Raw genomic sequence first — 26,894 nt, forward strand, 5'->3', positions numbered from 1 at the left:
GGAGGCCACAGATGCTAGACCGTGCCCTCCCAGGCGGCCGGCGCCAGGATCCACAGGAGCTCGGTCTCGACCTCGAGGTCGGCCTGCCAATTATGGGGCTCGCGGCCGTCGAAAGTGAGCGAATCACCCGCAGCGAGGGTCAACGTGCGGTCGCTGAATTGCACCGTTATGGAACCGGCCAACACGTGCACGACGTCGACGGGCGAGTTGATCGTGTAGAGCTTTCCCCCACCGGACCCCCCCCGGCTCACGGTGGAACGAACGACCTGCAGACGACTCTCGCGCCGGGGGGTGAGCAGCCTCTCGTTGGCACCCTCACCTCCGAGGTTGATGCGCGGCGCGCCCGCGGCGGTCACAAGTTCAACATCAGACGATGCGAACAGGTCGCCGATATCGACATGGAGCACCTCACAGAGGGCAACCAGCGTCGAGACGCTCGGCGAGGTCATGTCGCGTTCGATGCGACTGATGAAGCCTTTGGTGAGGTCGGTGACCGTGGCCAACTGATCAATGGTGAGCTGCTGAGAACGCCGAGCGGCGCGCAATCTGCTGCCGATCGCCGCCCGCTGGTTCGTGGGATCGACAGGCATCGGGCGCATGATCACTCCAGTGGAACGTGGGCGGAACAGGTCACCATTCTGTCAGGGTTGGCAACACCGTCTTGTGTGCAGCAGCGAGACATGCCCGCCGGGCAGCCATTCGCCAGCGCGTCAGCGAGGCGATGGGCGGGGCTCAGCTATCGGTAACCCGGGTGTAGAGCGACGGGCGCCGATCGGCATGCACGTCGTTGCGCGCGCTGATTCCCTTGGCGCGAGCTTTGGCGAGGTTGATATCTGCCAGCAGCATCGTTTCATCGCCGAGTGTGATGCGCGTGAGGGGAAACCCATCGGCGTCGACGATGACGCTGCCACCGAGCCAGTGCTGCCCGCGTTCTAGCCCGGTGCGGTCGGCGACGGCGATGAACATGCGGTTGACTGCAGCATTGGCCTGCACCTTGACGATTTCGCTCGGACGCTCACCAGCCGGGCGCGGATACAGCGGCCAGTTGACGGGGCAGCAGAGCAGCTCGGCACCATCGAGGGCTGCTGAGCGCACCCACTCCGGAAATTCGAGGTCGTAGCAGATGGCCACACCGATGCGACCCCACGCGGTATCAACGACCGGCGGTGCGGCAGATCCGGCGGTGAACAGGTTGCCTTTTTCATGGTCCCACAGGTGAACCTTGCGGTACACGGCACGAAGCCCGGTCTGGTCGACCAGCACCGCGGAGTTGTAGATCAGACCGTCGTCGCCGGCCTCGGCGAAACCGGCCACGATCACCAGATCGCGCTCCTGGGCCAGCAGCTCCCATTCCCGAACGGATGGCCCGGTCGCGGATTCCGCCACGGCTCGCAGCTCCGCCAGATTGGCGAACATGTAGCCCGAGTTCGCCAGCTCCGGCAGCACGATGATGCGCGCTCCAGCATTCGCCGCCGCCTCGATGGCAGCCCGCACCCTGGCGCGGTTGCCGAGAGTCTCGCCCACGGTCACGGAGATTTGGCAGCAGCCCACGCGCACCGGGGAACCAGCCACTGTGGTGTCGCTAATCGGCGGCTCCTTCCAGCTCGAGTTCGCTGCGGACGCGAGCTTCGGCCTCGGCCGCGTGGTCGAGGTTTCCTGAGAATAACAGATAGAGCCCGCCGGAGACGACCAGGCCAACGACGAAGGAGATGTCAGCCCCGCCCAGCACCGCTGAGACCGGTCCGACGTAGAACGACGTGTAGAAGAACGGGATCATGGCAACGAAACCGATAAGGTAGGCGACCATTCCCCGCCAGGCCCAGCGACCGTAGATGCCTCTCGGGTTGAAGATCTCGGCGATTGCGTACTTGCCGCGTCGCACGAGGTAGAAGTCGACCAGGTTGACGGCGGTCCACGGCACGAGGAAGTACAGCATGAGAAGCACGAAGTCGTTGAAGCTGCTCAGGTAGTCGTCGGGGATGAGCAGGGCGATCGCGAGGGTGACCAGACCGACAACGGTGAGCCCGATCACGCGAAGACGCACGGTCGCTGAGACTTTACGAAACCCGTCGACGGCGGTTGTTCCGGTCAGCATCGCCCCATAGGCATTGACGCCCATGATCGAAATCAAGGCCACCGTTGAGACCAGCACGGCAAAGGTGCCGAACCCGGGGAAGAGCATGTCGCCGACGGTCTTGATGGCGCCGATCGCGTCGGCGTCGGGAATATGGCTGCCGAGGAGGGCACCGAGCGACATGAGCCAGGATGCCGACAGCGCCGCGCCGAGGTAGGTCCAACCGATGAGTTTGGGGGCCGAAGCGTTCTGCGGGAGGTAGCGGCTGTAGTCGGAGACATAAATCGCGTAGCTGATGTTGTAACCGGCGGCCAGCGAGAACATCACCAGAAAGGACGCTCCATCCCAGCCCGCGGTGCTCGCGGTTTCGGTGACCGTCGTGGAGTCGAAGTGAACGATGGCCAGCACCGTGATGATGACGAAGACGACGACGAGCAGGCCGGTGAGCCAGCGCTGGATGAAGTGGAGCAGATCGTGGCCCACGACGGCGATCAGGATCGAGAGCGCAATCAGGAACGGATACCAGAACAGCTTGTCGCCCGGAAAGGCCAGCAGGAGGCCCTGGGTGGCCAGGATCGTGTCGAAAACCATGAAGCCGATGTAGACGAAGACGCTCGCCGCGAACGGCACGATGGCACCGCGGCTGCCGAACTGGGCGCGGGACTGGATCATCTGCGGCAGGCCGGTGCGTGGCCCCTGATTGGCATGAAAGGCCATGAAGAAGGTTCCGAAGCAGGCGCCGGTGATGACAGCAAGAACGGTCCACCAGACGCTGAGCCCGATGACCGGTCCGATGAAGCCGATCACCATGGTCGGCAGCACGAAGTTGCCGGTGAACCAGAACGGCCCCTGATGCCATACTTTTCCGTGCCGCTCGGACCTCGGCACGTAGTCGATCGAGCGCTGCTCGATGACAGTACCCCGCCGCTCGGAGTCAGTGCTGGGAGGCGATGCGGGGTTCGTCATGTTGGTCGACATCATTGTCCTTTTGGTGTGCTGAGGCTGCGGGAGGTAGGGCGAGTGCTACGCGGAAGGAGTCATGGCTGAGATGATCTCGTAGGCCACGTGCGAGGCAGCCACGGCCGTGATCTGCGCGTGGTCGTAGGCCGGGGCAACTTCAACCACATCGGCCCCGACCAGGTTCACGGCTCGCAGGGCACGAATCATGGCCAGCAGTTCCCGGCTGGTCATTCCGCCGGCTTCGGGGGTGCCGGTGCCGGGAGCGTGGGCGGGATCGAGCACGTCGATGTCGACGGAGAGATACACGGGGCGGTCACCGAGCCTGGCGAGCATCCGCTCGATTGCGCGGGCCAGTCCCTCGGTTTCGAACTCATGACTGGCGATGATCGCGAAGCCGAGACGTTCATCGTCGCGGAGATCGTCGCGGGAATAGAGCGGGCCGCGGATGCCCACGTGCATGCTGGCCTGCATATCGATCAGGCCTTCCTCCGAGGCACGCCGAAACGGCGTACCGTGCGTGACCGGCGCCCCGAAATATGTGTCCCAGGTGTCGAGATGGGCATCGAAGTGCAGCACGGCGACGGGGCCGTGGCGCTCGGCAACAACCCGAAGCAGGGGAAGCGCGATGGTGTGGTCACCGCCGATGACGACCAGACGTTTGCCGTCGGCCGACAGCTCGGAGGCTGCTTGCTGAATTTGGGCCACAGCCTCGGTCAGGTTGAACGGGTTCGCGGCGATGTCTCCGGCGTCAACAACCTGCTGAGTGGAGAACGGTTCCACGTCCTGCACGGGGTTGTACGGACGGAGCAGTCGGGAGGCCTCGCGCACGTGAGCCGGGCCGAAGCGGGCGCCGGGGCGGTAGCTCACCCCGCTGTCGAAGGGCACGCCCACAACGGCGATATCGGCCTGACGAACATCCTCGAGCCGCGGCAGGCGGGCGAAGGTGGCGATTCCGGCGTAGCGCGGAGTCAGGCTGGCGTCCAGGGGGCCGATTGGCTGCTCATCGTTGGACATCAGCATCCTGCTTTCGTGTGAATCGGTATTTAGTTTTACTAATATGCAACAAAACTTGCCTTTTGTCCAACTATAGGGCGAGCGGTGGCCCACTCGGCCTGCACCGCAATTCGGGCGTGCAGTGCATCGAACTCGCGCATATTTCGTCACAAATGCGTAACGAATTGCCAATTTGAGTGTTCAATACCGGGAACCATTCAAATATTCGCAAATAAATTGCTCAATTATGGAGAATTAGTCGCGCTTGCGGATTTGAATTGCTACCTTGGGGGCTATCGATTCCAGGAGCGTGCGGTGCAGCCAGTGGCTGTGTTGGTCTCTGGGGGTTCACAACGGAGTGAAGAAAGAAGGATGACCATGCGAAATCCGAAATTTAAGCGCCAGCTGGGCGCTCTCGCGTTGGGTGGAGTAGTGACTCTGCTCATCGCCGGCTGCGCGGGGGGCGGTGCGGCTGCACCAGTGGTCGAGCGAGACCTCGGCACGCCGGTGGCGGGCGTTGTTCCCGAAGGAGTCTTTGACGGTGTGACGTTGACCTATGCGGCTTCCGGTGGAATTTTTCAGGATGGTCAACGAGACGCTGCGTGGGATCCGTTTGCGAAGATCTCGGGCGCGACCTTCCTGCAGGACGCATTCGACGCCGGCAAGCTCAAGGCAATGGTCGACAGCGGCAACGTGACCTGGGATGTCACCAACGCGACGCAATTCGACACGGCGCGCGGCTGCGGAACGCTGTACGAGGAGTACGACTACTCGCAGGTGGATATTTCCAAGGTTCCCGAGGGAACGATCACGGACAAGTGCATGGTGCCCAATATTCTTTACGGTCTCGTTGTGGCGTACAACACTGATGCGTTCGGTGACAATCCACCAACGAGCGCCGCTGACTTCTTCGACACCGAGAAGTTTCCGGGCAAGCGCACGGTCAGCCAGTCTCCATACGTCGATCCTCAGACGGTGGAGTTCGCCCTGGCCGCTGACGGAAAAGACATCAATGATGTGAAAGTTTCCGACATCGAGACCGCCTTCGACAAGTACCGTGCCTTGGGCGACGACGTGATCGGCTGGACCTCCGGTGCTCAAGCACAGCAGCAGCTCGAATCCGGCGAAGCCGTCATGGGGCTGGTTTGGTCAGGTCGCGGATACGGTGCGGCTGCGGCTGGTGCCCCGATCGCACCCATGTGGGACGAGTGGATGATCATGGTCGATTCGACTGCGATTCCCAAGGGCGTGAAGGACCCGCAGGCGGCGTTCGCCGCGGTCAATTTCTACCTCGGCGCAGACCAGCAGTCACGCATGACGGAGCTGACCTCGTACGGGCCGGTCAACGTCGACGCGATGCCCAAGGTTGACGCGTTGTTGAACACGTGGCTCACCACGGAACACCTCAAGTCCGGTCACGCTCCGAACATCGATTTCTGGGTGGAGAACTACGATGCTCTGTCGGCGGCATGGGCCGGCTGGGTCACCGGTAGCTAACCCGCATGGTTCATGCAACGTCCACTCACAATCGGGGCAAGCGCTCTGGTGATGGCGGTGACCCGGCGAGACTGGCTCGAGAGCCAAAGAACTGGCGCCCGTTTCTCCTTCTGATCCCCGCCTTCGTGATCGTCTCGTTCTTCTTTCTCGCGCCGCTCGTTGATGTCTTTATCCGAAGCATCAGCGATCCGGTGTTGGGAATCCAGAACTACGTCTGGCTGTTCACCACGCCCACCAACATGGTGGTTGCCCTGCGTACATTCGGAACATCCTTCCTCGTGACGATCGTCTGCTTGCTTATCGCGTACCCGTACGCATATTTGATGACGATCGTGAGTGATCGCACTCGCAACATGTTGCAGTTGTTCATCATGCTGCCGCTATGGACGAGTATTCTGGTGCGCACCCTCGCCTGGTTGGTGCTGCTGCAGGACACCGGCCCGATCAACGGTCTTCTCCAGTCGTTGTTCGGCATCGGCCCGCTGCCCTTGATCCGCAGCACCTTTGGCGTGGCGCTCGGGATGTCCCAGGTGCTGCTCCCGTTCATGGTCTTGCCGATCTACTCGGCGCTGGCCAAGATTGACAAGCGGTTACTGCCCGCTGCGGCCAATCTAGGGGCGCGACCGGTGACGGCATTCTTCACGGTTTATCTGCCGCTGTCTCGACCAGGGATATTTGCAGGTTCCGTGACGGTCTTCATCCTGGGACTCGGCTTCTACATCATTCCCGCGCTGCTGGGCTCGTCAAAGGAAATCATGATGTCTGCCCTGATGTACCAGCAGATCAGCGGGTTCCTCATGTGGGGCCAGGGCACGGCGCTCGGGATCTTCATGCTGACCGCGACAATCGTGGTGCTTGTAGTCGTCGGCCGTTTGGCCAAGGGTACGAGCCTGTTTGCGGGGAGGGTGAAATGACGCTGAAACGTGCACTGGGCGCACTGGCCGCTCTCATCATTCTGTGGTTGCTGCTGCCAACTCTGGTCATCATTCCCATGTCGTTCAACTCCGCGGCGTCGTTCAACTTTCCGCCGCAGGGATTTTCCCTGCAGTGGTACGAGAACTTCTTCACCGACCCGGCCTGGTTGCGCGCCTTGGGCTCATCGCTGCAGGTGGCGCTGGTCACGATGGTGGTCGCGACCTCAGTGGGGATCATGGCGGCGATCGGACTGTCCAAAGTCAGATTCCGCGGAAAGGCCCTGCTGGAGAGCTACTTCCTGACACCCTTGATCGTCCCGGGCATTGTTATCGCTATCGGGCTCTACTCGCTCTTCCTGCGATTCAATCTGCTCGGTACATTGCCCGGATTCGTGCTGGCGCACACGGTCGTGGCACTGCCGCTCGTGATCATCAACGTGACCGCCTCGTTGCAAGGCGTGGACCCGCGATTGGAGCAGGCCTCGGCGACTCTGGGCGCCGGACGGCTGCGCACCTTCTTTAGCATCACGCTCCCGCTGATAATGCCCGGAGTGACCGCGGGAGCACTGTTCGCTTTCGTCACGTCTTTTGACGAAATCATTCTGTCGCTCTTTATTCAGAGTCCGCAGTTGCAGACACTGCCGGTGAAGATCTACAACAGCGTCACACAGGCGAGTGATCCCACGGTCGCAGCTGTCGCCGTGATAGCGATGTTCACATCTGTGCTGGTCATGCTCACCGCACAATTTGCTACCCGCAAGAGAAAGCGAGTTTCGGCATGAAACCGGAAACAACTGCGTCCACACTGGATCACAACGAACGAGAACTCCGGCAATTGCACCTCAACACCGAAGTCATCAGTGTGATCAACGATGCGGGGATCAGCCTGCGCGATGTAACGAAGCGCTATGGCAAGAAGGCCGTCGTCGATGCGATCAACCTCGTGATCGAACCGGGCGAATTCATGACCTTTCTCGGCCCGTCCGGATCGGGCAAGACGACGACACTCAACATGATCGCCGGGTTTGTTACCGCCACGGAGGGGCTGCTCCATATCTATGGCAAACCCGTCGCCAAGCTGCCGGCACATAAACGAGACATCGGAATGGTGTTTCAAAACTACGCATTGTTCCCGCACAAGACCGTTGCCGAGAACATCGCCTATCCGTTGGAGCGACGCAAGATCGGAAAGGCCGAACAAAAAACGATGATCGCGGGCGCGCTCGATATGGTGCGCATGGGAGAGTTCGGTGATCGTTACCCCGCCGACCTGTCGGGCGGTCAGCAGCAGCGCGTGGCGCTCGCTCGCGCGCTCGTCTACAAGCCCCGTGTTTTGCTCATGGACGAGCCGCTCGGCGCACTCGATAAGAAATTGCGCGAATGGCTTCAGAAGGAGATAAAACGAATCCACCGAGAGGTTGGATCAACCTTCGTGTATGTGACACACGACCAGGAGGAGGCGTTGTCGCTTTCTGACCGGATCGCGGTGTTCAACAACGGTCGGATCGAGCAGGTCGGCAGCCCGGCCGAACTCTACCAAAAACCGGAAACACTGTTTGTGGGCCGGTTTCTCGGTGAATCCACGGTGTTGTCCGGCTCGATGGTCGGCACGGTCGATGGAATATCGACACTGGATATTTCCGGACATGCAATCCGCGTTCCCGGCCAGAAGAAGTCGAGTTCTCTGGCAATTCTCATTCGCCCGGAGAACATCACCCTCTACGAAGAGGGAACCGAGCCGGGCTCGTCAGACATGAATACGCTGCCGGTCACCGTTCTGGACGCCAATTATCTCGGTTCGGCCTGGCGCTGTGAGGTGGAATTGCCCGACGGCAGCGTCGGAACCGTTCGCGAAGCACACTCCGCCGCGGTGCGTGAGCCGGGCACTCGTGCCCTGATGCGGTGGAATATCGATGCGGGTGTGCTCCTCGAGGACACCGGCGACGAGGGAGTGTCGCTCACCTAGCCCTTCACCGAGCGCGCGACGCGCGGGTGAACGAGGTGGAAGCGGCCGGGCCCCGATTGGGCGCCCGGCCGCTTCAGCCTGCCAAAGCGGCCGATACCAGTCGGGCCTCGCGCAAGCCGCTCTCGATGGCGCCGTCGATGAACCCGCCCCAGAGATCGGCAGTGTCGCAACCCGCGAAGTGAAGCACACCATCCGCCAGCTGCAATTGCGGGAGGTCGCGAGTGAGCTGTCCCGGGCGGTGGGTCATCCACGTATTCTGCGACAGGGGATCCTTCATCCAATCATGGGCAGCAACACCGAGTACTTCAAGGTCGTCGCGCCACACGCTCAGGGCGGCCTGAACCTGTTCGATACTGGTCACATCGATGGCCGCGTGATCCGGGCCGAAGCCGACCAGAATCGAATGATCCTCCTCGATGAATTCGCTCTTGAGAACCGAGATGGGGTGATGTTGAGACGCGTAGGCGAAAAACCGCGGCAAGCGACCACGCACCTTGATCCAGACCTTGATTCCCTGCGAGGCCACCCGCTCACGGTTGGCTTGCCGCCAAACACCGGGGAGTGCCGGTGTCACCGCAATGGTGTCGACTGCGTTGACGGGCAGGGTCATGACCACGCGCCGTGCCCGAATTTCACCGCCATCGGAAAGAGTGACGGTGGCACCATTCTTCTGGTGGTCGATGGCGGTGACCGTCGAATTCAGGCGGATGTCGCCGCTCACGTCGGCCGCAATGGCCGCGCTGAACGCGGACATGCCTCCCGCCACGCGATAGGTCGCCGAGGCTTCGTGCATCAGCGGCCAGTGGCCGCCGGTCGCACTCGCCCAGCGCAGGGCACTGGAGAGCCCAACCGACTTCAGCGGTGCGTTCACGTGCCCGACCCACACGGATTCGTTTGCCGAGCGGGCCTCATCGTCTAGGTTCAAGTCGTCTATTCGCTGCTGCAGTGACTGGCCGTCGAGCTCAGTGATCGAGCCGACCGTTGGATCGATCGCGCGCGGAATCGCGGTGAGGGCATCCTCAACTATTCGTCGTTGACCGTCGTCGATGAGTGACAGAAAATCGTTGAGCGTGCCCTTTCTGGGCGCGTCCCCGGCACCGAGCCAGTACGCTTCCTCAGCGACCGGGCTGCGAACGATGCGCCGGCCGTATCGGGCTATTTCTGCCCACACGTGGGGTTGTATCCAGTGCACCCATGTTCCACCGAGTTCGAGGTCGTGTCCGAGGACATGGTCGGTCCAGGTGCGACCCCCCACCCGGTCTCGCGCTTCGAGCACGATCACTGCGTGACCCGAGCGGCCAAGCTCTCGAGCGGCCACCAGCCCGGCGAATCCGGCGCCGATGACGATAACGTCTGTTGTTTCCACGCTGCCGCCCCTCACAGGTCCCGTTGTCGGGCCAGGTCCACGATGGCGTGGGCTGCCCGGTAGCCCGACACGACAGCACCGTTCAGGGACTGCTGGAGCCCGGTATGCTCACCGGCAATTGCGACCAACCCCGCAGCGGAGTCGAAGGCAGACGCGTCCTCCGGCCTCCAATCGAGGGCCGGTGCGGAGTAGGACCCCCTGGTCCACTCGTCGTTGGTCCAGTCAGTGAGCATGACGTCTCCGTCGATGACCAGTTCCGGACGCATCCTCTTGAGCTGGGTAATCCAACGTTCGGGCCCGTTTGCCGTATCGAGTGCAGCCAGAGCGACGGATCCTCCCGCGAAGCAGGAGAGGGCCGGAACGCGATTCTCCCCGTCGACCGACATTGAACGCCACGACCACCAGGTCTGGTCAGCGTTCTGAAGTGCCACGTCGCCATCGACAGCCGACAGGGGGACGCCCAGCTTCGCCGCCGTGCCCATCGAACGATGGTCAAGAGCAGATTGCTGTGCAACAGGAAGTGTGAACCCGAGAGTGATCTCGCGCAGAATCGGGAGCGGTACGGCGAGTACAGCCGCGTGGGCATCGACCGTGGTGCCATCGCGAAGGGTCACCTGCACGCCGGAGGCAGACTGATCGATGGCGGCGATGGGGGACTCCAGCCTGATGGCCGCGCCCAGTAATCGGGCCACTTCAACGGCGAGTGACTGGTTGCCCCTCAGGAATCGTCCCCCGTCCTCGACGTAGCCTCCGGAGGCGGAAGACTCGTGCATCAGCGCAGCTTCTGCACTGATGCACTGGGGGTCTCCGGCCAGCGACGTTGCAATTCGCCGATATGCCGGGTGGCGCTGAAAATCCACTCCCAAGGTCGCCTGGAACACGGTGTCGACTGAGATTCGGTCCATACCGGATGCGAGCATCGCCGTGAGCGTGGCGTTCAGTCGTTCCCCCACGGCATTGAGCTCAGCGACGGTCAAGTGTGCGCCGTCGACCGTTCGTCGGGCGTAGCGCACGTTGTGCGTGAGGATGGGCACCTCGACCTCCGCCGCTAGACGTCGAATGGCGAACTCAGTCGGAAAGACGTACTCGCCGCCGCGCTCGGTGAGCTGACCGTTGCTGAGCGTCTGGGACCAGGTGCGCCCACCGACCCTGTTGCGTGCCTCAAGAACCACTGGATCATGACCTTGCCGGCGCAGTTTCCATGCGGCGGTGAGGCCCGCGAGCCCAGCGCCGATTACTATAACCTTCACGATTCCCCATCAGTTTGTGGCACGAGGCCCAGCTTCTGCGCTGAGTGACGTTCAACTTCATCGTTGATACTGTTTGCACCTTTACGGCGTCAATAATGAAAAAGAGTATCTGAAACCGGTTGAAGTGTGTGCATATTCCCAAGAATCCCCGATCTGATCGCGAAATTGTGCGTCGGTGTGGCAGTATTCGAGAGACCCGACAGGGAGATGAGGTGACAGTGTCGAACAGTGACGGACCTTCCGTTGAAGAGGATCGTGTCGTCGACTGCCTACGACGAGACGGTCGTGCATCGTACTCATCCATTGCGGAAGAACTCGGTCTCACCAGAAATCGTGTTTCTGAAATCGCGAAATCGGTGGTTGATCGCGGTCAACTGCGATTCACAGCCAGCGCCAATCCACGCATGTTCGGTTTTCGGCTCGAGGGTCATCTGCACGTTGCGCTCCGCGGAGACGCGTCATCGCTCTATGAAGAGATGATCGCCTCATCCTTGACAACGTACGTCTCCACGACGACCGGAGACGCCGGGCTGTGCATTCAGGTGCGCTGTCGCGTCGACACGGAACTCGTCGAGCTGCTGGCCGGAATCCGCGAACACCCGGAGGTGCTGTCCATCCAGGTGCACCATTATCAAGCCATCACCCACAACGTTTATGCGCCCACCCTGCAGACGGAAGACGAATACGCTCTTGATGAGACGGACATTCAGTTGGTCGAGACGCTTGAACGCGACGGCCGCGCTCCGGTGAGGGTGCTCGCTGAGGCCCTCGGTCTTCCCGAAAGCTCCGTGCGCCACCGGATGACACGGCTCATCGAGGGGGAGATCATCCGTGTCGTCGCTGTTCCGCGGCGCGAGTTCGGGCGCGCGCACACGCTGGCTCTCGGACTGGGAATCCGGCACTCCGGCGGTTCCCGCACGGGTCTGGACGCCCTGCGCCGACTCGGCGTGGAGTTCATGGCCTCAACGACCGGCGATTTCGGAATCATCGCCACGGCGGTGTTCAGCACGGTGCGAGAGGCGAACGATTTCGTGGAGGTGCTTCGTCGTGAGCCCTGGGTGACTTCCCTCTCAACATGGCTCCATCTGCAGATTCTTAAAGAGGACTACAGCGTGGCTGCCTACCGCCACGCTCGACAACGTATCGACACTCTCGAGCGCAGTTCTGACGACGCTGTCACGGGCACGGCCTAGGGGCTGGTAGCAAAGGGGTCTCGGACGTCACTCCGGCATGAGGTCACGAGGGGGCGGGGAGCTGGTCGAGGTTGGATGTGTCCAGCGGCGTCGAGTCGAGCCGTGGGGTCAAAGATCCTGTCCTCATGCGAGCCTTCGTCGATGCGGTTCGAGCCGCTTGATCGCCTACCGAGACAGATGAAGACAGAGTGAATGCGCAAAGCATCCTGACCCGCGATAAGACAGGGCCGGCTATGTGACCTGCCGCGTCAGCTGCCGCCACCCGGGTTGGGGCCGGGCCAGTATTCTTACGAAGACGCTGCGGCACTGTGCCATCGCGGGAACGGATAACGATGACGACGGGTGGCTCCCGGCCGGGAGAAACTCGGCCGAAACGGCGGCTCCGACTGGCCTGGATCGTGCCCGCTGGTCTCATCGTCGTGGCCCTGATCGTGCTGGCGGCGAACGGGGTGCGCGCCCTGCCGGCGGTCGAGTCCTTCCTGCGCAGCTACCCCGGCGTCTCCACCCACGCGGCAGCCACGCCGGTAGGAGTTCCGGCCTGGCTGGCTTGGCAACACGGGCTCAACGCCTTCTTCATTCTGTTCGTCATTCGCACCGGATGGCAGGTGCGCACGACCAAACGCCCGTCCATTTTCTGGACGCGCACGAACACCGGGCTGCTCCGCACCAAAAATCCCCCGATTCGGATCACCCTCGACCTCTGGCAGCACATCGTTTTCGACACCCTGTGGGTGATCAACGGCATCCTCTTCTACGTTTTGTTGTTCGTGACCGGTCAATGGCTGCGCGTCGTGCCCACGAACTGGGACATTTTTCCCAACGCGATCTCGGCCGGGCTGCAGTATGCCTCGCTCGACTGGCCGACCGACTCCGGCTGGGTGCACTACAACGCCCTGCAACTGCTCAGCTACTTCGTCGTGGTCTTCATCGCGGCACCGATCGCACTGGTGACCGGCCTGCGCATGTCACCGGGCCTGTCTGCGCAGTTTCGCAGGCTCGACCACGTCTTTTCCCTGCCCGTAGCTCGCAAGCTGCACTTCGCGGTGTTGATCTTCTTCGTGGCATTCATCGTCGTGCACGTGACCCTCGTGCTCACCACCGGCGCTCGCGCCAACCTCAACCACATGTATGCGGCGCGCAACGACACGGGCTGGCTCGGCGTCTGGATCTTCGTCGGCGCACTGCTGGTCACGGCCGCAATCTGGGTCGGCGCGCGTCCCGCCGTCGTGCGTGCGATCGCGGCCCGCAGCGGACGCATCATTCACCGCAAGCGCTAAACCGGTTCCACTCTCGACGCGAGTACGTCTCGGCTGAGCATGGCTGCGCCAGCCACAGCCGCCGGCATGACGATGACGGCCGCGCCCGGAATCAGGAACAACAGGTAGGTGAGCACGCCGAAACCTAGGCTGCGCGGGCGGCGCGCGCGCAGCATCCGCTTGCGTTGGGTGAGCGTGAAGCCGCGGGCGTCGAAAGCGAAGCCGGTGAGTTCGAGAGTGAGAATCCAGCCGCCGAACAGCGCGCCGAGGACGAGGGCGAGCAGCTGGCCGAGGCCGGGTATCAGGCCGCAGACCAGAAGCAGCAGAGCGACCCCGACGGCCAGGCCAACCAGGCGCAGGGCGTCGGCCACCGCGCGCAGAATGCTGCGCAGCAGGCCGCGTGCGGGTTCGACGGGCGCGTCGCCGAGGCTGGTCTCGACCTCGCGCCAGATTCGCTCATAGAAGGGGTCGCCGACAGTGAGCGTTACCGCCACGAAGGTATATGCCAAGAGGAGAATACCGGCAGCCGCGACGGCAGCACCGGCCACGACCCGCATGCCGGTGCGCCAGGGCTCCCCCCAGCCGCTCGCGAACGGACTGATCGCCACGGCGATGGCCTGGAGATTGACGAGGAGCAGCACGATGCCGGCGAGGTAGACGATGCCGACGATGAAGGCCGGCAGGGCGCCGAGCAGCATGAGGCGCGGTGAGGTTCCCCACATTCTGAGGCCGCGGCCGAGAAAACCGGCCCCGACGAAGAACTCGCGGGTGGCGGTGGGACGGGTTGAAGGCGGCACCCCCACACCCTAACCCGCCGGTGTCGGGTCCCCGCGAAACCGGGGACCCGCCTCACTTAGGCCATCTGCGGAAAACCGAGGTCGATCTCCGAGGTGGCCGGGTCGGGCCAGCGGGTCGTGACGACCTTGCCGCGGGTATAGAAACGGATGCTGTCCGGTCCATACATATGCGCGTCACCGAACAGCGAGTTCTTCCAGCCGCCGAACGAAAACGATCCGACCGGTACCGGAATGGGCACGTTGATGCCGACCATGCCGGCTTCGATCTCGAACTCGAACTGCCGAGCAGCCCCGCCGTCCCGCGTGAACAGGGCCACACCGTTGCCGAACTCGTGCTCGTTGACGAGTTTCACGGCCTCGTCGAAGGTGTCAACGCGCACGATCGACAGCACCGGGCCGAAGATCTCATCGTCGTAGACCTTCATCCCGGGCGTGACGTGGTCGATCAGGCTGACACCGAGAAAGAACCCGTCACTGTCGAACTTCTGCGCCCGGCCGTCGACGACCATGGTGGCGCCGGCCGCCTCGGCACCGGCCAGGTAGGACGCGACGCGATCGCGGTGTTCTCCGGTGATCAGCGGGCCCATCTGCGAGGTCGGATCGGTTCCCGGGCCGACCCGGAGTGTCGTCATGCGCGACTTGATCGCAGCGACGAGGCCGTCGGCGATGCCGCCGACGGCCACGAGCACGCTCACGGCCATGCAACGCTCCCCGGCGGATCCGTACGCGGCGTTGATTGCGGCATCCGCTGCCATCTCCAGGTCGGCGTCCGGCAGCACGACCATATGGTTCTTGGCGCCGCCGAGTGCCTGTACCCGCTTGCCGTTGCCGGCAGCCCGGTTGTAGATGGACTTGGCGATCGGGGTGGAGCCGACGAAGCTGATGGCCTTGACCGCCGGGTTGTCGAGCAGTTCGTCAACGGCCTCCTTGTCGCCCTGCACGACGTTGAGCACGCCGGCCGGCAAGCCGGCCTCCGTGAAGATCTCGGCGATGAAAATAGCCGATGACGGGTCTTTTTCACTGGGCTTGAGGACCACCGTGTTGCCGCAGGCGAGGGCGCTGCCGATCATCCACAGCGGCACCATGGCCGGAAAGTTGAACGGGGTGACGCAGGCGACGACGCCGACGGCCTGGCGCACCGAGTGCACGTCGATTCCGTGGGAGACCTGCTGGGAGAAGTCGCCCTTGAGCATGTGCGCGAGGCCGGTGGCGAATTCGATGTTCTCGAGCCCGCGGGTGATCTCGCCGGCCGCGTCGGAGAGTACCTTGCCGTGCTCACTGGTCAGAATTGCGGCGAGCTCGCTCGTGCGCTCGGCGAGCAGCTCGCGCACCTTGAAGAAGATGGCCGTGCGCTTGGCTAGCGTGCTCGTGCGCCACTCGGGCAGGGCCGCCTGGGCCGATTCGATGGCGTCGATCACGACCGCGCGAGAAGCCAGCACGACCTGTTTCTCCTGCACGCCGGTCGCCGGATTGAATACGGGGCCAAATCGTTCGGACGACTCGACGCGCTGCCCGTTGATGTAGTGGGGAATTGTTTGCATGGAAGAGCTCTCTCTGGTGGATGACATGGTTCAGGCGTGCAGGGAGCCGTCGACGAGTTTGACGATCATGGAGCAGTCCTTGCCGCCCTCGCCCTCATCGATCAGGCGCTGAAAGAGTTCGGCGACGTGTTCGCCGATCTCGAGCGGCGTGTCGGTGGCGCGGGCGGCGGCGATCGCCAGCCCGATGTCCTTGCTCGCGAGCGTTGCGGTGAAGGTCGGGGCGAAATCCCGGTTGGACGCGGCCGTCGCGACGACATCCTTGATCGGATACCAGGTGCGCAGCGCCCAGCTGTCACCCGACGAAACGGATGCGATATCCCAGAACACCTGCTTGTCCAGTCCCAGCCGCTCGGCCAGAACAGCGCCCTCCGCCGTTGCGGCGAGGTTGATGAACAGCATGAGATTGTTGCAGATTTTCGCGGCCTGGCCGGTCGTGGCGCCGCCAGTCGGAATGATGTTCGCCGCCATCGGCTCGATGAACCTGCTGGCGTCAGCGACGGCATCCGCAACGCCTCCGATCATGAAGGTGAGGGTTCCGGCGGTGGCGCCGCTCATGCCGCCAGAGACCGGGGCGTCGACGAAGCGAAAGCCGGCCGCCGCTGCGGCATCGTGCAGGGCCTGGGCGGTCTCGATGTCGATCGTCGACGAGTCCACCAGCAGGGTGGCCGGATCGGCCGTGGCCAGCACGCCGTCGTCGCCGAAGTACACAGCACGGGCGTGTTCACCCTTGGGCAGCATAGTGAAGACGACGTCGGCGCCCGCGACGGCTTCGCTGATGCTCGCGGCGGCTGTGACGCCCGCTGTGACGGCCGTGGCGACGGCATCCGGATTCAAATCGAACCCGCGCACCTCATGGCCGGCGGCCACCATATTGGCGGACATGGGCCCGCCCATGTTGCCCAACCCGATCCATGCGACTACTGACATTCGAAGCTCCTTTGCTTTGTGTCCCTCCACCCTCGCAGCCGGATAGAGTGCAATCAAGGCAATATTTCACAGGGGGTATGTGCGCAGATGCACACGCTCGAAAGGATGCGATCCGTGAGTTCACACCAGCTTCCGAGCCCGAACGATCTGCTCGTGCTGCTCACCGTGGCCAGGCTGGGGCGCTTCAACGCGGTCGCCGAGGCGCTCGGCACCACCCACACGACCATCTCGCGGCGCATCCTCGCACTCGATGCGGAGCTGGGCGGCCGCACGCTCGAGCGCAGCCCGCATGGCTGGGAGCTCACCGAGCTGGGCCGGCACGCGGTCAGTGCTGCCGAGGCGATCGAAGACCGGCTGGGCGCGCTCGCCACGGCTATCAGCCAGACCGACCCGCTCTCCGGGCTGCTGCGCATCAGCACCATCGACGGATTCGGGGCGGAGATCGTCACGCCAGCCCTCGTGAAACTGCAGCAGAGCCACCCGCGCATCAATATCGAGATGTTCAGCGCCACCCGCAAGGTGAGCCAGAACCGGTCGGGCGTCGACCTGGAGATCGTGGCCGGCCGCAACGATGTCAACAACGCGCAGGCGATGTTTCTCACCAACTACTTTCTACGGCTGTACGCCAGCCGCGAGTATCTGCTTGGCCGCGGCGCGCCCCGCACGCTCGACGACGTTGCGTTGCACAGTTTCGTGTCGTACGTCGAGAGCGCCCTGCTCGTGACCGACCTGGGCTATCGCTCCTCAGAGCTGCCGGAACCGGCCACGACCTTTCAGGCCACCAGCCTGTTCGCCCAGTTGGAGGCGGTGCAGGCCGGCGCCGGAATCGGACTCCTGCCGAACTTTCTCGTGCACGACCGGCCGGAATTCGTGCCCGTGTTGCGCGCAGACTTTCAGCGTCAACTGCCCATCTGGGCCGTCGTGCGGGCCGAATCGCTGCGTTCGCCCGTGGTGCGCGCCGCCATCGAGGCAATCACGCTGGAGATCGCGAATCGACCGACCGCCTTCAGCGAGTGACTTACAAGCGGATGCCCCGCCGGCGCGAAAAAGGGCGGCCCGATCCGTGGGATCGGACCGCCCGCGACGCGCTACCGCCGACCGACCTCGGCGAGGTCGGCCTGGGCGGCGCGATCGGCTGAGTCGGCGGCATCCGCTGCGTCAATGTCGTGCAGGGAGAGCCCGCGCGTTTCCTTGAGGGTGAGCACCACGAGGGCCGTGATCAGGCACGCGGCTGCGAGGTAGATGGCTACCGGCACCGAGGACTCGAAGGTGGAGAGCAGGCTCACGGCGATGATCGGGGCGATCGAGCCCGCGATGACCGAGGTGACCTGGTAGCCGAGGGAGACGCCGGAGTAGCGCATCCGGGTGGGGAACATTTCGGCCATGATCGCGGGCTGGCCGGCGTACATGAGGGCGTGGAAGAGCAGGCCCATCATGATCGCGACAATGATGATGAAGTCGTTCGCGGTGTCCATCATGGGGAAGGCGAAGAATCCCCAGGTGCCCGCGAGCAGGGCGCCCAGGAAGTACACCGGGCGCCGGCCGACCCGGTCGGAGAGGTGTCCGACCAAGGGAATGACAATAAAGTGCAGGGCGTGGGCGAGGAGTAGAAGCAGCAGCACCCGCGCGGTGTCCATCTGCACGATGATCTTCAGGTAGGTGATCGAGAAGACGACGACGAGGTAGTACAGGATATTCTCGGCAAAGCGAAGGCCCATCGCCGTGAAGACGCCGCGCGGGTAGCGGCGGAAGACCTCGACAATGCCGTAGCGTTTGTCACCGGCAATGACTTCTTGCTGCGCCTTGAGGAAGATCGGTGCGTCGCTGACCTTGGTGCGGATGTAGTAGCCGACGAGCACGATGACGGCGGAGAGCCAGAAGGCGACGCGCCAGCCCCAGCTGAGGAAGGCCTCATCGGAGAGGGTGGTCGAGAGTACGAAGAGCACGGCGGTGGCGAGCAGGTTTCCACCGGGCACGGCGGCCTGGGGCCAGCTGGCCCAGAATCCGCGCGACTTCGCGGGGCTGTGCTCGGCGACGAGAAGAACCGCTCCACCCCATTCGCCGCCGACGGCGAAGCCCTGAATGAAGCGCAGGAGGATGAGGAGAACCGGTGCGAGGTAGCCGATCTGCTGGAAGGTCGGCAGGCAGCCCATCAGGAAGGTGGCGACGCCGACGAGAACGAGGCTGAACTGGAGCAGGCGTTTGCGGCCGAACTTGTCGCCAAAGTGTCCGAAGACGATGCCGCCGATGGGGCGGGCCAGGAAGCCGACGGCGTAGGTGGCGAAGGCCGCGATGATGCCCTCGAGTTCGGTGCCGGCGTTCGGAAAGAACAGGGTGCCGAAGACCAGGGTGGCGGCGGAGGCGTAGAGAAAGAATTCGTACCATTCGACGACCGTGCCGGCCATGGAGGCCGCGACGACCTTTTTCAGTCCGGACGTCTGCACGTCGTTTCGGGTATCGGATCTGGTCGTGCTCATAGGATTTCCCCTGGTGTCGTCATTGACACAACGTGCGTGCACGTCGTCTGGCTGGTCTTAGCTTGCGCTTCGCGTTGGTGGCTGTCAAAGACGATTCGCACAGGGGCGACGTGCAGAAATGCACACGGTGGCGCGGCGAACGAACGCGGCACGGTTATTCTCGAAGGAACAACAGTGAGGTGGGGCAACAGTGACGCACGCGCATCCGCTGCACGTCGATGTTGAAGTAGCGTGCCTGTGCTGCCTCGCGCCGCAGCCGTTTCACTTCACGTCGCTGAGCGACCAGGTGGTCTGCTCGCTCTGCGTGCACCACATCGGGGCCGAGAAATCCGAGCGCCGGGACCTTGAGCACGTGAAGCTGTGGGCTTCTCGCTGGGCTTTGGCTGAGACCGCCCACGCCGACTACATCGCCGAAACGGATGCTTTACTCTTCGGCCGGGACAAGGACCTGACCGCCCTTCGCGACCAGGTCGCCGAGCTCAGCGCCATCGTTGCCGGCCAGTTCACGGCCGGGATCGAGGGGGTGCGGAGCCTGTTGCAGAATGACCTGGTCAAGCGTGCTGAACGCAACACCGAACTGGCCCGGCGGCAGATCGACTGGGCCATGGCCGGCATCTGGCGCATCGAAGCGCTGCACCACGACGCGGCGGCGCAGAAGTGTTCCTGCGGCCGCATGGCGGGCAGCTGCGACGAGAGCGCCGCGATCGACCCGCTCCGGCAGGCGCTGCTCGACTGGGAGAAGAAGAACGTGGCGCTGCTGCAGGGCGGCCGGCGGCACGGACTGCCGGCGGATCATCCCGCGGTGCTGGCCCAGCGCATCCGCTGAATCAGTGAGCGCTGACCGGAGCGCTCTCGACCGCGTCGCCGAGCGGCGGGCGCCGCACAAGGAATGCGGCTGGAATGGCGAACAGCGAGATGATCGCGCCGCACAGGAACGCACCGCGAATTCCGGAGGCCGTCGCCGAGATCTCGGAGACGCCCTGAGCCATGAGGGCGGCCGACTGCGCGGTCATCACGGCGATGAACAGTGCCGTTCCGACGGCGCCGGCGAGTTGCTGGATGGTACCGACGACCGCGCTGCCGTGCGAGTACAGGCTCGGCTTGAGAGAGCCGAGGCCCGACGTGAACAGCGGCGTGAAGAGCAGCGAGAGGCCGGCGCTCATGCCGACGTGGGCGATCAGCAGCATCCACGGCGGGGTGGTCTGCCCCATCATGGTCATCGCCCAGAACGCGGCGCTGACGATAATCGAGCCGGGAACCAGCAGAATGGTCGGGCCCCGCCGGTCGTAGATGCGGCCGACGAACGGCGCGAGGAGCCCCATGGTCAGGCCTCCCGGGAGCAGAAGCAGGCCGGTTTCGAGGGCCGTCAGGCCGAGCACGTTCTGCATGTACAGCGGCAGCAGAATGATGGTGCCGAACAGGGCGAGCATGCTGATGCTGAGCATGGAGATCGAGAGGGTGAAGGTACGCGAGCTGAACACGCGCAGGTCGAGCAGGGCCCGATCGGTGCGCTGCAGCTGAAGCTGGCGCAGCACGAACACGGCCAGGGCGACCAGGCCGATGCCGAGCGGAATCCAGCCGGCAGCGGATGCCCCACCCAGATTGCTGAGACCGTAGACGAACCCGCCGAAGCCGAAGGCCGAGAGGATGACGGAGAGCACGTCGAGCGGCACCTTGCGCGGCGTCGTCACGTTCTGGATGCGCGAGGCACCGAGAATGAGGGCGCCGATGGCGATCGGCAGCACGAGAATGAACATCCATCGCCAGTCGAGCACGCTAAGGATGACGCCGGAGATGGTCGGGCCGATGGCCGGGGCGACCGAGATGACGATGGAGATGTTACCCATGGTCTTGCCACGAGAGGCCGGTGCGACGAGCGTCATCACGGTGGTCATGAGCAGCGGCATCATGATGGCCGTTCCACTGGCCTGCACGATGCGGCCGACCAGCAGCACCTCGAAGCCGGGCGCGAGCGCGGCGATCAGGGTGCCGGTGCTGAACAGTGTCATCGCGGCGATGAAGACCGGCCGGGTGTGGAAGCGCTGGATGAGAAAACCGGTGATCGGAATGACCACGGCCATGGTGAGCATGAACGCCGTCGTCAGCCACTGGGCGGCGGTGGCCGTGATACTGAGGTCCTTCATGAGGTGCGGCAGTGCCACGCCCATGATGGTCTCGTTCAAAATGACGACGAATGCCGAGGCCAGCAGCAGCCGAATCACGAGCTGGTTGCGCCTGGCGTCGGGGTGTTGTGCGGCCTCGGTGATCGTGTCGGTGGCGGCTGGTGCGGTCATTACTGGTCCTGACGGTCGTGCGAAAAGGGGATGTGCCACAAACGGCACGCGAAAATGAGCGGCCGCCCGCCCCGTAGGTCCCCCGGGCCAGCTCGCTGTGTGCGCCTCTAGGTGCAGCGTTTTGCAGGGTGTGAATTATTCCGGTGTTGCCGAAGTTCGCTTTCGCGTCACGGGAGTCAGGGGAGGCGGAGCCTCAGATAGGGGGCGGTGCGGCTCGTGGGGTGGGCGGCCACTGTCGCCGGGGTGCCGGCGGCGATGATCTGGCCGCCCTGGTCTCCGCCGGAAGGGCCGAGGTCGATCACCCAGTCGGCGGCGGCGACCACGTCCATCTCGTGTTCGACCACAACGACCGTGTTTCCGGCATCGACGAGGCGCCCGAGCTGCTGCATGAGCAGCTCGACGTCGGCCGGGTGCAGGCCGGTCGTCGGCTCATCGAGCAGGTACAGGGTGTGGCCGCGGCGGGCCCGCTGCAACTCCGTGGCGAGCTTGATGCGCTGCGCCTCCCCGCCGGAGAGCTCGGTGGCCGGCTGCCCGAGGCGCAGATAGCCAAGGCCCACCTCACGCAGGGTGTCGAGGCTGCGTGCGGCGACGGTGACGTCTTCGAGAAAGAGGAGTGCGGCATCCACTGTGAGGCCGAGAACTTCGGCCACGTTCTTGCCGCGGTAGCTGACCTCGAGGGTCTCGGGGTTATAGCGCGACCCGCCGCAGTCGGGGCAGGGCGCGTAACTGCCCGGCAGAAAGAGCAATCCGACCGCCACGAAACCCTCGCCGAGGCAGGTTTCACAGCGGCCGCCAGCCACGTTAAACGAGAACCGGGAGGTGGTGAAGCCGCGAGAACGGGCCTCGTCGGTGGCGGCGAAGGTAGCCCGCACAGCGTCGAACAGGCCGGTGTAGGTGGCGAGGTTGGAGCGCGGCGTGCGCCCGATCGGCTTCTGGTCCACCTGCACCAGCCGGTCCACGGCGTCGAGCCCGGTGACCGTGGGCAGGTCGGAGCGCTCGGCCAGCTCGATCTCAGCGTCGGGGTCGTCGAGGTCCAGCACCGGCACATCGTCGGGGTCTGGGTGCAGGTGACGACCGACGGCTTCGGCGAGCACCTGGCTGACCAGGGTCGACTTGCCAGACCCGCTGACGCCGGTGACCGCCGTCAACACCCCGAGCGGAATCTGCGCGTCGATACCCTTGAGGTTGTGCCGGGTCACGTCGGTCAGTCCCAACCAGCCAAGCGGATGCCGCAGCGCGCCGCGCGCCACCGGCTCGCGTTCCGCAGCAAACAGGTATTCGCGGGTGACTGACATCTCGACTTCGGCCAGTCCGCCTGTCGGCCCGCTGTAGAGCACCTCACCACCGCCCTCGCCGGCTCGGGGGCCGACGTCGACGACCCAGTCGGCGCTCCGTACGACATCCATATTGTGTTCGACCACGAAGACCGAGTTGCCCGAAAGTTTGAGCTGCTCGAGCACGAGCAACAGCGGCTCGGCATCTGCCGGGTGCAGGCCGGCCGAGGGCTCGTCCAGCACGTAGATGACCCCGAACAAGCCAGAGCGCAGCTGGGTGGCGATGCGCAGCCGCTGCATTTCGCCCGGAGACAGTGTGGGGGTGGAGCGGCCGAGGGCCAGATAGCCGAGGCCGAGTTCAAGCAGCACGTCGATGCGGCGCAGCAGGTCGCCGGCCAGGGTGACGGCTACCTCTGTCGACGCGGCGTCAGCAACGATCGGCCGCAGCACCTCGGCGAGAGCCGTCATCGGCAGCGCGTTGAGCGCGGCAATCGACTGCCCGGCCACGGTCACGGCGAGGGCTTCGGGCTTGAGGCCGCTGCCGGCGCAGTCCGGGCAGGGGCCGGTATCGACATACCGCAGCACCCGCTGCCTTACGTTCGCGCTTTTGCTGTCGGCCAGGGTGTGCAGCACGAAACTCTTCGCGCTCCAGAATCGGCCCTGATACGGCTTGGCGATGCGGTCACGCTGCGGCACGACCTCCACCACCGGTTGTTCTTCGGTGAACAGAATCCAGTCGCGGTCGGCGCGGGACAGTTCCTGCCAGGGACGGTCAATGTCGTAGCCGAGCACGGCGACGATGTCGCGCAGGTTCTTGCCCTGCCAAGCGCCGGGCCAGGCGGCGATAGCGCCGTCCCGAATGCTGAGGGTGGCGTCCTGCACCATCGACGCCTCGCTCACGGTGTGCGCCATGCCGAGGCCGTGGCAGCGCGGGCAGGCGCCCATCGCGGTGTTCGGGCTGAAGGAGTCCGATTCGAGGCGACCGGCGGCATCCGCTGGGTATATGCCGGCACGGGAATACATCATGCGCAGCGAGTTCGAGAGGGTGGTGACCGTACCCACACTCGAGCGGGAACTCGGTGTTCCGCGGCGCTGCTGCAGGGCAACGGCCGGCGGCAGCCCGGTGATCTCGTCGACGTGCGGGGTGTGTCCCTGCTGAATGAGGCGGCGGGCGTAGGGCGCGACCGATTCGAAGAATCGTCGTTGGGCCTCAGCGAAGATGGTGCCGAAAGCCAGCGAGGACTTGCCAGAACCAGACACCCCGGTGAAGGCGACGATGGCGTCCCGGGGCACGTCGACGTCGACATTGCGCAGGTTGTTTTCGCGGGCACCGCGCACCCGCACGAACCCATCACCGGGTGCGGCGGGGTTGTCTGGCTGGTCTGAGGTCATCTGATTAGAATCGTCGCTAAGCACCCAAACAACAGTACGTTGCTTGCGTGTGCGGTGCCCGGTTTCCGGCGGGTCAGATCGAGGTGGCGTCCTCGACCTGACCGACGAGCTCCTCGATGATGTCCTCGAGAAAGAGCACTCCGGTCACGGTGCCGTTCGCATCGAACGCGGTAGCGACGTGGGCGCCCAGGCGGCGCATCGAGGCGAGCGCGTCTTCGAGTTCGCTGTCACACGAAACGGATGCGAGGCGGCGCAACCGTTTTCCCGGCACCGGCTCGGTGAAGCTGTCGCCGCCGGTGAGGTCCAGGACGTCTTTCAGGTGCAGGTAACCGCTTGGCTGCCCGTCGTCGTCGGTCAGAATGTAGCGGGAGAAGCCGTGGCGGCCGACCGCCTGCTGGATGTCGGCCGGGGAGGCGGTCGATGGCAGGCAGACCATGGATTCGATGGTCACCTGCACGTCGGTCACCTTCTTCGACGTGAACTCAAACGCTGCACTGAGTGTGCCCGAGGCATCCTGCAGCATGCCCTCGCGGGTGGACTGCTCCACGATGCTCGCGACCTCGTCGAGGGTGAACGCGCTCGTCGCCTCGTTCTTGGGCTCGACCTTGCACAGGCGCAACACCCCGTTGGCCAGCCAGTTGAGGCTGAAGATGATTGGGTTGAAGACGCGGGCGACGAACACGAGCGGCGGCGCCAAAATCAGGGCGGCCCTTTCGGGAACGGAGAACGAGATGTTCTTCGGAATCATTTCGCCGAAGACCACGTGCAAAAAGGTCACCAGGACGAGCGCGAAGGTGAACGCGATCGTGCTGATCATGCCTTCAGAGAGGCCGGTACCCGCGAGCGGGAATTCGAGCAGTCCGTGGATGGCTGGCTCGGAGACGTTCAAGATAAGCAGCGAACACACCGTGATGCCGAGCTGGCTGGTGGCGAGCATCAGGGTCGCGTGTTCCATCGCCCACAGGGTGGTCTTGGCCGCTTTGATGCCCCGTTCGGCCAGCGGCTCGATCTGGGAGCGCCGAGCCGAGATCACAGCGAACTCGGCACCGACGAAGAACGCGTTCACGACCAGCAGCACGACAAGCCAGATCAGGCCGGGGAGGTACGCGGTTAAATCGGCGCTACTCATGGATCAGGTCTTTCTTGATTTCAGTCACGATTCGGTCGTGTGTGGTGGCCAGGCTGGGATCGGTCTCGGGATTAGCGGGCGTATAGCGGACGCGGTGCACGCGCACCCCGTCGACGCGGTCGATGCGCAGCACGCCGCCGTCGATGGCGACCTCGTCGCCGAGTTCGGGAATGCGGTCGAGCTGGTCGGCGAGGAATCCGCCGACCGTGTCGTAGCCCCCGTCATCGGGGACGGTGACGCCGGTGCGATCGAACAGTTCGTCGGGGCGCCAGGCGGCGTCGAAGACGACCGAGCGGCCGGAGCGGACGACGCCGGCCTTGGCCCGGTCGTGTTCGTCTTCGAGTTCACCGACTAGTTCTTCGACCAGGTCCTCGAGGGTGACGATGCCGGCGGTTCCGCCGTACTCGTCGGCGACGACGGCGATCTGGAATCCCTGCTGGCGCAGAGCGGCAAGCAGGGAGTCGACGCCCATGGTTTCGGGAACGCGCAGGGCGTCCACCTTCAGGTCGGAGGCGGTGACTGTGGCACGCTCACTCAACGCGACAGCGAAGGCCTGTTTCACGTGCAACACCCCGACGATGTCGTCGGAGTTCTTGTCGATCACCGGAAACCTCGAGTAGCCGCTGGTCGTCGCGAGGCGCACAATGCTCTCGGCGGAGTCGGTGACGCGGACCGAAGCCATGCGCACCCGCGGGGTCATGACATCGGCGGCGGAGTGCTCGGAGAAGCGCAGGGTACGGTGCAGCATGGCGGCGTGGTCGTCGTCCAGCACGCCTTCAAGGGCGGAGCGGCGCACCAGAAAGCTCAGCTCTTCAGCGCTGCGGGCACCGGAGAGTTCTTCTTTTGGCTCAATGCCGAACCGACGAATGATCGCGTTGGCCGTGTTGTTGAAGAGCAGAATGACGGGTTTGAACACGGCTGTGAATGCGGCCTGGGCCGGCACCACGATCTTTGCCGTCGCGAGCGGTACGGCGAGGGCGAAGTTCTTGGGAACGAGTTCGCCGATCACCATGGAGAACAGCGTCGCGAGCGAGATCGCCACGATGGTTCCCACCAGCGGCACGATGCCGGTAGGCACGCCGACGCTCGTCAGCGGCCCGCTGAGCAGTGAGCGGATGGCCGGCTCGAAGGTGAACCCGGTCAGTAGCGTGGTGAGGGTGATGCCCAGCTGGGCGCTCGATAGGTGCGTCGAGGTGATCTTGAGCGCTTTGATGGTCGGACCGAGGCGTTTCTCGCCACGATCACGCCGAACTTCGAGCTCATTGCGGTCGAGCGTGACGAGGGCAAACTCGGAGGCTACGAAAATTCCCGTTCCGACGGTGAGGAGGAGTCCTGCGCCCACCATGATCCACTCATACATGTTGAGGTCCTCTCAGTGAAAGAGGCATGTCGGTGGTGGCGGGCGAGGGTTTATGCGAGGGAGGGTCTTCCATTGTGCTTATAAGGCTATAGACGGATGCTGGCAAACTGCCTGCTCGCCGCGTTTCGGTCGCGCACGGGCACCGCGTCCGGGCTGCGGCCCCTGGCTGTCCGGGTGTGCGTGCGTAAACGCGGAGAAATTCGAGTTAGCGGCGCATTCCGACTGGGGTGGCCT

Annotated in this window: 22 protein-coding genes and 2 pseudogenes; 10 read left to right on the forward strand and 14 right to left on the reverse strand. The window is 64.1% G+C overall.

What is annotated here, in order from left to right:
• Positions 1-14: 14 nt before the first annotated feature.
• The 4 genes from E3T29_RS07205 to speB form a co-directional block, all read right to left on the reverse strand.
• Complete coding sequence (locus tag E3T29_RS07205) at positions 15-599, reverse strand: helix-turn-helix domain-containing protein (protein WP_134344834.1); 585 nt, start codon at positions 597-599, stop codon at positions 15-17.
• Between the two features lie 133 nt (positions 600-732).
• Positions 733-1,572 carry a nitrilase-related carbon-nitrogen hydrolase gene (locus tag E3T29_RS07210; protein ID WP_134344835.1) on the reverse strand — a complete coding sequence of 280 codons (840 nt, stop codon included), beginning with the start codon at positions 1,570-1,572 and terminating at the stop codon, positions 733-735.
• A gap of 10 nt (positions 1,573-1,582) precedes the next feature.
• Complete coding sequence (locus tag E3T29_RS07215) at positions 1,583-3,040, reverse strand: cytosine permease (RefSeq protein ID WP_198417728.1); 1,458 nt, start codon at positions 3,038-3,040, stop codon at positions 1,583-1,585.
• A gap of 57 nt (positions 3,041-3,097) precedes the next feature.
• Positions 3,098-4,048, reverse strand: coding sequence for an agmatinase (gene speB, locus E3T29_RS07220; protein ID WP_134344837.1), 951 nt, complete (start codon positions 4,046-4,048; stop codon positions 3,098-3,100).
• Positions 4,049-4,351: 303 nt separating this feature from the next.
• Here speB and E3T29_RS07225 point away from each other — a divergent pair, with 303 nt between their 5' ends.
• The 4 genes from E3T29_RS07225 (at position 4,352) to E3T29_RS07240 (ending at position 8,404) form a co-directional block, all read left to right on the forward strand.
• The gene (locus E3T29_RS07225; protein ID WP_241987687.1) at positions 4,352-5,524 is read left to right on the forward strand and encodes an extracellular solute-binding protein; all 1,173 of its coding nucleotides are present in this window, start codon (positions 4,352-4,354) and stop codon (positions 5,522-5,524) included.
• A 125-nt stretch (positions 5,525-5,649) separates the two neighbouring features.
• Positions 5,650-6,438: an ABC transporter permease gene (locus E3T29_RS07230; protein WP_241987688.1), complete on the forward strand. Its 789-nt coding sequence runs from the start codon at positions 5,650-5,652 to the stop codon at positions 6,436-6,438.
• 77 nt (positions 6,439-6,515) lie between these two features.
• Positions 6,516-7,220 carry an ABC transporter permease gene (locus E3T29_RS07235; RefSeq protein ID WP_241987689.1) on the forward strand — a complete coding sequence of 235 codons (705 nt, stop codon included), beginning with the start codon at positions 6,516-6,518 and terminating at the stop codon, positions 7,218-7,220.
• Positions 7,217-8,404, forward strand: a complete 1,188-nt coding sequence (locus E3T29_RS07240) for an ABC transporter ATP-binding protein (protein ID WP_134344839.1) — start codon at positions 7,217-7,219, stop codon at positions 8,402-8,404. The genes E3T29_RS07235 and E3T29_RS07240 overlap by 4 nt, the downstream gene beginning before the upstream one ends.
• A gap of 73 nt (positions 8,405-8,477) precedes the next feature.
• Here the strand turns inward: E3T29_RS07240 and E3T29_RS07245 are convergent, their stop codons facing one another.
• Both E3T29_RS07245 and E3T29_RS07250 read right to left on the reverse strand, forming a co-directional pair.
• The gene (locus E3T29_RS07245) at positions 8,478-9,770 is read right to left on the reverse strand and encodes an NAD(P)/FAD-dependent oxidoreductase (RefSeq protein WP_134344840.1); all 1,293 of its coding nucleotides are present in this window, start codon (positions 9,768-9,770) and stop codon (positions 8,478-8,480) included.
• A gap of 11 nt (positions 9,771-9,781) precedes the next feature.
• The gene (locus tag E3T29_RS07250) at positions 9,782-11,020 is read right to left on the reverse strand and encodes an NAD(P)/FAD-dependent oxidoreductase (protein WP_134344841.1); all 1,239 of its coding nucleotides are present in this window, start codon (positions 11,018-11,020) and stop codon (positions 9,782-9,784) included.
• Positions 11,021-11,238: 218 nt separating this feature from the next.
• On the opposite strand from E3T29_RS07250, the pseudogene E3T29_RS20675 reads away from it, so the two are divergent.
• The 4 genes and pseudogenes from E3T29_RS20675 to E3T29_RS07265 all read left to right on the forward strand — a co-directional run.
• Positions 11,239-11,379: pseudogene (locus E3T29_RS20675) on the forward strand (AsnC family protein); the annotation flags it as partial.
• A gap of 45 nt (positions 11,380-11,424) precedes the next feature.
• Complete coding sequence (locus tag E3T29_RS07255; RefSeq protein ID WP_092338474.1) at positions 11,425-12,213, forward strand: Lrp/AsnC family transcriptional regulator; 789 nt, start codon at positions 11,425-11,427, stop codon at positions 12,211-12,213.
• A 53-nt stretch (positions 12,214-12,266) separates the two neighbouring features.
• Positions 12,267-12,374, forward strand: a pseudogene (locus E3T29_RS07260) (phosphoribosylanthranilate isomerase); the annotation flags it as partial.
• A gap of 171 nt (positions 12,375-12,545) precedes the next feature.
• Positions 12,546-13,490, forward strand: a complete 945-nt coding sequence (locus tag E3T29_RS07265; protein ID WP_134344843.1) for a cytochrome b/b6 domain-containing protein — start codon at positions 12,546-12,548, stop codon at positions 13,488-13,490.
• Here the strand turns inward: E3T29_RS07265 and E3T29_RS07270 are convergent.
• The 3 genes from E3T29_RS07270 to mmsB are packed head-to-tail and all read right to left on the reverse strand — an operon-like array spanning position 13,487 to position 16,734.
• Positions 13,487-14,266, reverse strand: a complete 780-nt coding sequence (locus E3T29_RS07270) for an EI24 domain-containing protein (protein ID WP_198417729.1) — start codon at positions 14,264-14,266, stop codon at positions 13,487-13,489. The two genes, E3T29_RS07265 and E3T29_RS07270, sit on opposite strands and share 4 nt — an antisense overlap.
• A gap of 56 nt (positions 14,267-14,322) precedes the next feature.
• Positions 14,323-15,807 (reverse strand): CoA-acylating methylmalonate-semialdehyde dehydrogenase, encoded by a 1,485-nt coding sequence (locus E3T29_RS07275; RefSeq protein ID WP_134344844.1) that lies wholly within the window; start codon positions 15,805-15,807, stop codon positions 14,323-14,325.
• Positions 15,808-15,837: 30 nt separating this feature from the next.
• A complete protein-coding gene (gene mmsB / locus E3T29_RS07280) occupies positions 15,838-16,734 on the reverse strand; it encodes a 3-hydroxyisobutyrate dehydrogenase (protein WP_134344845.1) in 897 nt (298 codons plus the stop codon).
• A 105-nt stretch (positions 16,735-16,839) separates the two neighbouring features.
• On the opposite strand from mmsB, the gene E3T29_RS07285 reads away from it, so the two are divergent.
• Complete coding sequence (locus tag E3T29_RS07285; protein ID WP_134344846.1) at positions 16,840-17,751, forward strand: LysR family transcriptional regulator; 912 nt, start codon at positions 16,840-16,842, stop codon at positions 17,749-17,751.
• A 71-nt stretch (positions 17,752-17,822) separates the two neighbouring features.
• Here the strand turns inward: E3T29_RS07285 and E3T29_RS07290 are convergent, their stop codons facing one another.
• Positions 17,823-19,211 carry an MFS transporter gene (locus E3T29_RS07290; protein ID WP_134344847.1) on the reverse strand — a complete coding sequence of 463 codons (1,389 nt, stop codon included), beginning with the start codon at positions 19,209-19,211 and terminating at the stop codon, positions 17,823-17,825.
• Positions 19,212-19,401: 190 nt separating this feature from the next.
• On the opposite strand from E3T29_RS07290, the gene E3T29_RS07295 reads away from it, so the two are divergent.
• Positions 19,402-20,037 carry a hypothetical protein gene (locus E3T29_RS07295; RefSeq protein ID WP_134344848.1) on the forward strand — a complete coding sequence of 212 codons (636 nt, stop codon included), beginning with the start codon at positions 19,402-19,404 and terminating at the stop codon, positions 20,035-20,037.
• A 1-nt stretch (position 20,038) separates the two neighbouring features.
• Here the strand turns inward: E3T29_RS07295 and E3T29_RS07300 are convergent, their stop codons facing one another.
• The 4 genes from E3T29_RS07300 to E3T29_RS07315 all read right to left on the reverse strand — a co-directional run bounded on the left by E3T29_RS07300 (position 20,039) and on the right by E3T29_RS07315 (position 26,660).
• Positions 20,039-21,505 carry an MDR family MFS transporter gene (locus tag E3T29_RS07300; protein ID WP_134344849.1) on the reverse strand — a complete coding sequence of 489 codons (1,467 nt, stop codon included), beginning with the start codon at positions 21,503-21,505 and terminating at the stop codon, positions 20,039-20,041.
• 176 nt (positions 21,506-21,681) lie between these two features.
• Positions 21,682-24,171 carry an excinuclease ABC subunit UvrA gene (locus tag E3T29_RS07305; RefSeq protein WP_134344850.1) on the reverse strand — a complete coding sequence of 830 codons (2,490 nt, stop codon included), beginning with the start codon at positions 24,169-24,171 and terminating at the stop codon, positions 21,682-21,684.
• Between the two features lie 73 nt (positions 24,172-24,244).
• Positions 24,245-25,300 (reverse strand): hemolysin family protein, encoded by a 1,056-nt coding sequence (locus E3T29_RS07310; protein WP_134344851.1) that lies wholly within the window; start codon positions 25,298-25,300, stop codon positions 24,245-24,247.
• A complete protein-coding gene (locus tag E3T29_RS07315) occupies positions 25,293-26,660 on the reverse strand; it encodes a hemolysin family protein (RefSeq protein WP_134344852.1) in 1,368 nt (455 codons plus the stop codon). Before E3T29_RS07315 ends, E3T29_RS07310 begins: the two co-directional genes overlap by 8 nt.
• Between the last annotated feature and the right edge of the window lie 234 nt (positions 26,661-26,894).

Source organism: Cryobacterium sp. TMT1-66-1, from assembly GCF_004403435.1.
In the GTDB taxonomy this organism is placed as follows: Bacteria; Actinomycetota; Actinomycetes; order Actinomycetales; family Microbacteriaceae; genus Cryobacterium; species Cryobacterium flavum.